8 protein-coding genes are annotated in these 8188 nt (G+C 28.1%); all 8 read right to left on the bottom strand.

Annotated elements, in window-relative coordinates; translation table 11 throughout:
• Positions 1–155 precede the first annotated feature (155 nt).
• The 8 genes from F8153_RS12810 to F8153_RS16220 all read right to left on the bottom strand — a co-directional run bounded on the left by F8153_RS12810 (position 156) and on the right by F8153_RS16220 (position 8172).
• A complete protein-coding gene (locus tag F8153_RS12810) occupies positions 156–2609 on the bottom strand; it encodes an AAA family ATPase (RefSeq protein WP_151866757.1) in 2454 nt (817 codons plus the stop codon).
• Entirely contained in the window at positions 2606–3376 is a 771-nt protein-coding gene (locus tag F8153_RS12805; RefSeq protein ID WP_151866756.1) for an ABC-three component system middle component 1, read from the bottom strand. The genes F8153_RS12810 and F8153_RS12805 overlap by 4 nt, the downstream gene beginning before the upstream one ends.
• A complete protein-coding gene (locus F8153_RS12800; protein WP_192929809.1) occupies positions 3369–3851 on the bottom strand; it encodes a hypothetical protein in 483 nt (160 codons plus the stop codon). The genes F8153_RS12805 and F8153_RS12800 overlap by 8 nt, the downstream gene beginning before the upstream one ends.
• A 46-nt stretch (positions 3852–3897) precedes the next feature.
• Positions 3898–4917, bottom strand: a complete 1020-nt coding sequence (locus F8153_RS12795; protein ID WP_151866754.1) for a hypothetical protein — start codon at positions 4915–4917, stop codon at positions 3898–3900.
• A 636-nt stretch (positions 4918–5553) separates the two neighbouring features.
• Positions 5554–6444 (bottom strand): hypothetical protein, encoded by an 891-nt coding sequence (locus F8153_RS12790; RefSeq protein ID WP_151866753.1) that lies wholly within the window; start codon positions 6442–6444, stop codon positions 5554–5556.
• A gap of 20 nt (positions 6445–6464) precedes the next feature.
• Complete coding sequence (locus tag F8153_RS12785; RefSeq protein WP_151866752.1) at positions 6465–7415, bottom strand: ATP-grasp domain-containing protein; 951 nt, start codon at positions 7413–7415, stop codon at positions 6465–6467.
• Complete coding sequence (locus F8153_RS12780; protein ID WP_151866751.1) at positions 7408–7614, bottom strand: hypothetical protein; 207 nt, start codon at positions 7612–7614, stop codon at positions 7408–7410. The genes F8153_RS12785 and F8153_RS12780 overlap by 8 nt, the downstream gene beginning before the upstream one ends.
• Positions 7615–7944: 330 nt before the next feature.
• Complete coding sequence (locus F8153_RS16220) at positions 7945–8172, bottom strand: hypothetical protein (protein ID WP_192929808.1); 228 nt, start codon at positions 8170–8172, stop codon at positions 7945–7947.
• Between the last annotated feature and the right edge of the window lie 16 nt (positions 8173–8188).

Below are 8188 nucleotides of genomic sequence, written 5' to 3'. Positions count from 1 at the left end.
TTAGTAATATCAATGATTTTACTAACTTTTATTATGTTTTTATACTAATAATAATCCTTATTTAGAATAACTAATGGTGACTTTTTCACTTGTCCCGAACCGTCCCTGTGTAATTTCCAGTGATAATTCCTTTTATAGAATTACCCATCCTATACTCAACTTATCTGTTTAACTATTCTACTCACATCTTTCATATCATAACTAATATTATACTTTGAAAATTTATACAACATATAAATTGCTTTATTAGTTTCGTGACTAGAAAGCAATATTTGCTTATCATTAAACTCGTTCCTCAATACCTCGACAAGTGAAGCAATATTAATGTCATCCATAGTTTGGACAGGATCATCAATTAATATCGTATTGATTGAACTGTCTCTTCCAGAATAAACTTTATTCATTACAAGCATAAACGCAATAACAAACCCAGACAATTGACCAGAACTAAAAGAATTGATTATCTCATGCTCTGTTCCCATATCAGGTACAAATTTTACAGTTTTATCAGTTTTCTGTATAAAAACACCTAATCCTCTTTGATAATTCTGAAGAATTTTACCAGTATATAAGTAGAGTGGTATTTCAATATCATTAATTAATTTTTCACGAAACTCGTTTATTTCTTTCTTAATGATATCTCTGCAGTCACTCATATCCTGCTTGGCTCTATCAAGTAAGATTAGCTGTTTAGTTAGCTCTGTAATTTCATTGTATACTTTATTATACCTTTCATTTTCTTTCAAGCTTATCAGATGATCAAGAAACTTATTTTTTTGATCCAATTTCTCTTGAAGCAAACTATATTTTAATAATTCTTTATAAATACTTTTATAATATTTGGTATATAGCTTCTCAAGATTATAGTTGTCATTAATAATTAAAAATTCATCACTATATACTTGTTTCTTGCTTTTTATGTATACTCTAAACGATTCAAGTGACTGAATATCATCAGGTACATCTAATTTTAGATCGACAATGCTCTCAAGCAATTGAAGAATATTTTTCTGAGCTTGTTTATTGTTTAATATTACTTCAAGTTTAGTATAATCCTCACTGTTAATATCTTGAATAATATTAACACCTTTTACCACATTATATAGTGACGCAATACTCATTTTTAGTTCATTTTTAGCTACTTCAAGATTCTCTTGATTCGAGTCAGTTGATTCCTTAAGATATGCTGCCATCTTATCTATATAGGAAAATAAACTGCTTTTTTCATTAAAATCAGATCCGCAAACAGGACACTTCTTACTGTTTAAATACTGATTTTCTACTTTTATATCAATAGCTTTTTTAAAAGCATTGATAAAAGTTGTCCTTTTGGTAAGAAGATCATCATATAACTTTGCTCCGTTATCCAACCTTTTTTTAATATTATTAATTTTTAGTATTTTGTCATCATAATCCTCTTTAGTAATACACTCTATCTTAAGTAATCCGCTCCATTTTTCAATATCCTTATAATCAAGCTTGCTTTCTATTTCAGGATCATTATACACCTCTTTTAACTGCAGCAAGCTAACGTTATTCTGATATTTATCTATCTTTTTCGATAATGCTTCATTGTTAATACCTTTATAGGAATCATTAATTAATTGATGTTTCTTTAAAGTAAGTAAATTATTAAAAGTATCATTTGAAACAGCTATGTTTTCTAATTTCTGATTAATTATAAAGCTATCAAAATCTTTTGTATAAAGTATTAATTGTTTTGTCCCAACTACCTCGTTTTTATAGCTTTTTAGTACTTCAAGACTTTCTTCCTCTAATTGGTCTTTATCCCATGGTATATCCAAATTTTCAAATACTTTTATAAACTCAACTTTTTCACTTTGCAGTACCTCTGTGCTTAATTCATCATATTTATTCTCTAACTTTTGATCAATTTCTTTAATTCTCATTTTTATTATTCCTCCTACATTATTGGTTGCTAACTTATCTAATAATCCACTATATCTTATGTGATGATTAATATCTACTAAACTGTCTAGTTTTGAAAGTTTTTCATTCTCCTTTTCTTTAAGGAAATGAGTCGATTCTTCTTGTGATATGTAATAAAACAAATTAAAAGTATCTGTATTAAACTTTGACAGTTCAGGAATATTCTTAATACTATTTATACTATTAAATAAACTTATTTTATCAAGACACGCATTACTAAGATTATTAAGATTTATCATGTCTGACTCAACATCGAATAAACTACCACGGTAATAATAAAGTTGAACAGAAGCAATATCTGAATCAATTTCCCCGCGCCCACCATTTTGGGGTATTTTTCCTAATATAGTTAACGTTTGACTCTTGTTTGAAAATTCAACCCCAATCAATCCATCTACTTGTTTATTGTTGAGTAAACCATTATCTTTAATAATCACATTTCCAAACCTAGTGCTACTGAACCTAGTAATTTTTTTTGAAATAATTATTTCAACAATATCGAACAAAGTTGTTTTTCCATAGCCATTTGGACCTGATAAAACTGTAATACCGTCTACTGCAAAATCGATAATCATTAAATCTGAAATTTCCTTTATCTCTCTATACGGAATACCTTTGAAATTATTTGCATAAATTTTCTTGATAACAAAATTACTCATTTCCCTATCCTCTCCTTTTGTAATCTGAGATTTATATTCTTTTCTACTAAATCGTCAACTGATTCATAATCATCACAGGTTTGCAAATAATTAATATAATTTTCAAGAAATGTATCAATAGACATTTTTTCTTGTTCAATATTATCCAGTCCATCAAAAATTTGTTCGCAATTTTCAATAATGTTTTTATTATTACTTTTATTTATAGCCACTTTAATTCTTTTATCTAGATTAATAAACTCATTTGATTCAAAACTATAATTCATACAGTGAATTTTAATGAATAATTTTGAAAAAATCTCATACCGTATATTGTTATTATCCTTAAACCTCAGGAAATGTTCATTTGATTTCAAATACTCTCTAATTTCATTAGTTATATTACCCTGTATGCTATTAACTTCAATATATTCAGCCTCTGTATATAGAATCACATTACGTTTCATATATTCTATCATTTCTTCTATTTCACATATTCTATGCCATAATGGATTTGATGGCACTATTTTTCTATCTGTCTTTAATAGATAGAGTGCCGTTGTATTTTTCTCAACATCCTCACTATAGCCTAGCAAATCTTGAAAAATACTTTCAGATTTGATAATAATCTCATCCAACTGTTTTATGCTTTCATTACATCCTATATCATAGATTAAATAATAATCATCTTTATGTCCTGAAATATTTCTAAGAAAATGATAAAATTTACCTTCTTTTATATTCTCATACTGGTTTTCTGCTAAAATCCTTTTTATTATATCAATCATTACAGAGCAACTCCTTTGCCATATTAATATTTATAGCTTTGATAGTTTTTGTTTTTGTAAGTTTATTATTATATTCTCTTAACTTTTCCTTTATTTCGTCACTCATGTGTTCAATATTTTTTTCAGAAATATCTCCTATCAAATGTAATATATCAAAATCATCTGAGGGATTATCTGCTATAAGAAAGTCGGCTTCAAATAAGACACCAATAATGTTGGTGAAATATTTCTTCAGCAGTTGTTTTCTAATTTCTCGCTCACATGTACACCAATAATGCTTCTTTTCGTGAAAAGCTGATACTCTATTCTTATTTAATTTGAACCTCTTCACTTCCCTAAGATAATTAAATATGGTGTTATGTATATCCACACTTGCAGGAATTTCGTGCTCTTGATAAGTTAAATCCCTAGATATTGCAATATTTTTCAACAATTGTGCAACATCTTTTATTCCTAATTTTTCAAATTCCATCATGAAATCAGCTATATTACATCGACTTCTTTCATCACAGTCTATACAATCATAAAAAGTCATCGCAATATATATTAGTATACTCTGGGAACTTATCAATGATATTTACTTTAAAACGATAAGCTTCATAATTAAGGTCTATTTCTTCAGGGACATCTACAATAAGCTTATAAATATCTATAAGTTTAATAAATGGATCCGATTGATAATTATTCTTTCTATTATCAATATGTCTTGTAATTTCCTGTATAAGTTGAGGCAGGACTTTTTTCTTTACAGATTGATAATTCATAAAATCTCTGTACTGATTAAATCTACTGTGCAATTCAATAACTACACTTATTATTTTGTTTTCTATTTCATTAATACTTCTAAAATACTCATCTGAATATATATTTACATCCACACCAGAATCAGGAAAATTACTTTCTTTTATTTCTCTATAAATACCTAGCAATATTCTTTTTATATCTTCATGATTTTTTACATCTTTCTCAATATTTGACTTTCTTAATTTATTATGTAGGATCATTTTAATAGTACTCTTTTTCCCTGTACCTTTTATATGTTTAACTAATTCATCCCAATCTTCTTGTACTCTTAATATTTCATTCAGTTCATTAAAATATTTATCGCGTTGTTCACTATATATTTTCTTAAAATCATTTGACTCTAGCTCATGATTTATCGAAGGAACATGAATATACCCTTTAGTTTTTTTTGTATTACTATTCTCATCAGTATAACTTTGGTGTTTAATTAACTTATCTAAAACCCCATAAATAGTAACGTTATCAATTTTCCTATTACTTTCCCCAGCTTTCACTTGATGGAACGAGATATACTCAAATTCTGAATCATTTTTATAATAACGAATTGCAAAATCTTCCATATACTCAATCTCTAGTGCATATTTCTCAAGTTGCTCCTTAAACAAATATTCCTTTCTAATATTGTCACTTTCATTAATCTTTCCTGAAATATCATAAATTTGCTTCAAAGCATAATAGATTGCTAGTTGCCCTTGATAACGATATCCATACCATGAAGGTATAGCGCTATGGTACATTACATTCCCCTCCTTTATTCCTAAAAATATTTGTAAGAGATAATCATAAATTTTTTTGACAACTATGATTAAAATATTGTATTCTAACACTTAAAGTAGCAGTTATATATAGTACGGTTTTTCACGTAATAATTATTTAAAGTTAGAAATAGCAACGTTTTCTCTATTATCCTTATTTACTATATTAATCTACCAATTCCTCCAATTTTCGTTCGACCCACTTCGACAAACCCACAAAAAACAAGCTAGTTAATTGACAAACTAGCTTGTTTTCGGATCTCATGATTATAATATTTTAATCTTCAATTGTATTTCAACTATCTAAGTTTTTTCTAAAATCCTGTAGGTTCTCAAAAAGATATGGGCATTTTTTTAAAGTTTTCTCAAATAGTTTGAAAAAAATTCTCATAAAGTTTGAAACAAAACGCCAAATTCTCAAATAGTTTGAAAAGAAAGCCAAATATCAAATAGTTTAGGAAATAATTTTTAGAACTCTACAACTCTAATACACCCTTACCAGTTTCACTTCTAACCAGATAAATTTCATGATGAACGCCCAAGTTCTTTTTATATTTTTTCTACCTTTGCAAATCTTTAATTACTTAGATCATTTTATTAAAATAAAGGTGTTTATCACTATTCTACTTTCAATTCTTTCTCTAAGTTAAATAATAATTTTTCAATCTCATCTGAAACCATACTGGGATTATCAGCAATTATTTTATTAATACTTTCTATTGACTCTTTTATATTGTCTAACTTCTGCTGAGTAATTTCTATTCTTTCAATAATATATATTATACGTTGTTGGATCCTTATTATGTTTTGTTTATCCTCAGAAATCTCATTTGACATGGTCGATATTTTATTATTTATACTTTCTATTTGACGGTTAATCTCTTGAGTGAGATCATCTTTTTTATGCCCTATACGTAAAGTAACAGTTGCAATAATGAAAATAACAACTAAAAGTGATATAGATGTTATTATGCATTTATAACTTGTAGTCATAAAATTATTTCTTTTTAGGTTATGTAAATAATTGTGTTCAATATTATCTGCAATTTGAGTGTTCTTTCCTTGCTGTGGTAATAGATAGTCTTCTGGGTACATTATTGCTACAGTATTTATTTCTCCAATACTATATAGTGATAACACACCTGCTACTATCATATATAGAAGACTTAGGAATCCTACTATTGCTAAAATGATTGATAGAATGACTGCACTATCTTTCATATCTTGTATGTATCTTAAAATATTTATTATAAGTGAAGAAGATATTGTAATTGCAATTAAGGTTGATTTTGCCTTATCTTCAAGTATTTTTTTATTTTCAATTGTGTCTTTTAATGTATCTAACAATACTTTTTCATCTATTCTAATATTATTACTAGCATATTCATAGCTATACGGTTTTTCAACTGAAGAATTGATTAATTTTTTGATTTTCTCACTTATCGCTTGTGTGGTTTTAAATAATGTAGGAAATGGAAAAATAATAATGGTTAATATATCCTTTATCATTAATTTTAACTCCTCATATATCATATACTGACTTGTAAAGAATCACATATAGCCCTATCAATTTTCAAACCTGACTTATTAACTAGCCAAGCCCATTCACCAGTAGGATTAACCTCAATGAAATAATAGGTCTCGTTATTTAATATTAAATCAATCCCTCCAAATGATAATCCTAAATGACTTACGATTTGGATGCATTTCTTTTGTATATCTTCTGGAAGATCTATTTCAATAAAATCTACATTTTCTTTTTCTTTTCTCCAATCTCCTTCCACACCAATACCATCTTTAATAATTTTTACAGTAAAAACCTTATCTTCAACAACAGTTACCCTCAAATCAACTTTAGGATATAAATATTCTTGTATTACTAAAGGAGCTACTGTCAATCTTGATGTCATAAGTTCTTCACCAGTCACAACCGTTGAATAAACAAATGACTCCTTGTCATTCTGTTTTAGCAGCACAGTATCCAATGACTTCATAATATAATTAGCATCTTTATCAAGTGGAACTTCTTCAACAGAATTAAGCAACAGTGTTCGTGGGCACTTTAAACCAATTTTTCGTGCATATTTTAATTGCACCATTTTGTTTTCTGCCTTAAATGTACTAATTGGATTGTTCATCCACTTTGCATTTTCAAACAACACTAGGTTCCTTAAGAACGCAGTCCACTGAGAACGGTAGAGTTGTTCATCATAAGAAAGGTTTGGTTTAAATGTATCATGAAGATATATAGGAGCCCTATAATAGATTGCTTTTAGACTTTGATTATCCGCAATATACTTTTTCGAATTAACTGTAATATTTAAAACTGGTTCCCCTATTCCAAGTACGATCCTGTAATCCTGAAACTTATCTCTATTAATCCGGAGATAAGAAGCATTTCTACGCTGAAGTTCTAAGCAGATATAGTCAGTTGTGAAATCCATAGTATCCGATATGATTAATATTTCTACTTTATTCACCTTTTCTATCCTCTCCTGTTTCAATATCCGCTTTTTTCGTTCGTGGTGCTACAAATGAAGGATCTTCAATACATGGTTGCTTACTCGTCTGATTTACCCAATACCCCTTCTCATCATCAAATTCATAACCAGCCATATTTGGAACAGTTCTAGGTACATCATAGGTAAATGCCTTTTCTTTTAAAAGGTGCTCTTTCATTAGTAATCTTCCTTTCCATTTGTTTTTTTAACTATATAATTCTGTATCAAAATTTTATTTATTTCTTAGATCGTATATCTTACATAGTTATCATATATATCTACTTTTTTATTCTCTATAACATTATATTTCACCTCTAATAATCATTCACCAATTTGCGTCAAATATCGACAATGTTATTATATTTCATAGCTGGCCGGTGCGATGCAATAGGGTCATCAATCATGAGTTGTATTAAAGTTTGATTTCCTCAAAAAAATGGAGAATAACTTGTGTAAAAGTTATTCTCCATTTTTAAACAACTAGCTATCTATAAATACCAAACACCAATCATTCCACCTTATAAATTGTTTCATCACCGCAAATATTACGTATTTTTAAACGTAAAGGTTTCTTAGCGCAACGTATTGAGCTATCCCAGAACTCTTTTGTTTTTTTACCATTATTAATTACGTATCCATTCTTTTGGATTTTAATTTCACTTTCTGAGTGCCATTCACCCTCATTAGCCGTACAATCTACGCTAATAAACTCTATTAGTTTCCAGTCCTTCTTCACTTATTTCAATAGGCTT

This window comes from Alkaliphilus serpentinus, assembly GCF_009017255.1.
Taxonomy (GTDB): Bacteria; Bacillota; Clostridia; order Peptostreptococcales; family Natronincolaceae; genus Alkaliphilus_D; species Alkaliphilus_D serpentinus.
The sequence above is the reverse complement of the archived record's forward strand: the minus strand, read 5'-3'. Positions and strand labels throughout refer to the sequence as shown.

Coding starts and splice junctions, on each gene's coding strand:
- F8153_RS12805 (WP_151866756.1), bottom strand. CDS start 3,376: ATGATTGATATAATAAAAAGGATTTTAGCAGAAAACCAGTATGAGAAT.
- F8153_RS12800 (WP_192929809.1), bottom strand. CDS start 3,851: ATGATGGAATTTGAAAAATTAGGAATAAAAGATGTTGCACAATTGTTG.
- F8153_RS12790 (WP_151866753.1), bottom strand. CDS start 6,444: ATGATAAAGGATATATTAACCATTATTATTTTTCCATTTCCTACATTA.
- F8153_RS12810 (WP_151866757.1), bottom strand. CDS start 2,609: ATGAGTAATTTTGTTATCAAGAAAATTTATGCAAATAATTTCAAAGGT.
- F8153_RS12795 (WP_151866754.1), bottom strand. CDS start 4,917: ATGTACCATAGCGCTATACCTTCATGGTATGGATATCGTTATCAAGGG.
- F8153_RS12780 (WP_151866751.1), bottom strand. CDS start 7,614: ATGAAAGAGCACCTTTTAAAAGAAAAGGCATTTACCTATGATGTACCT.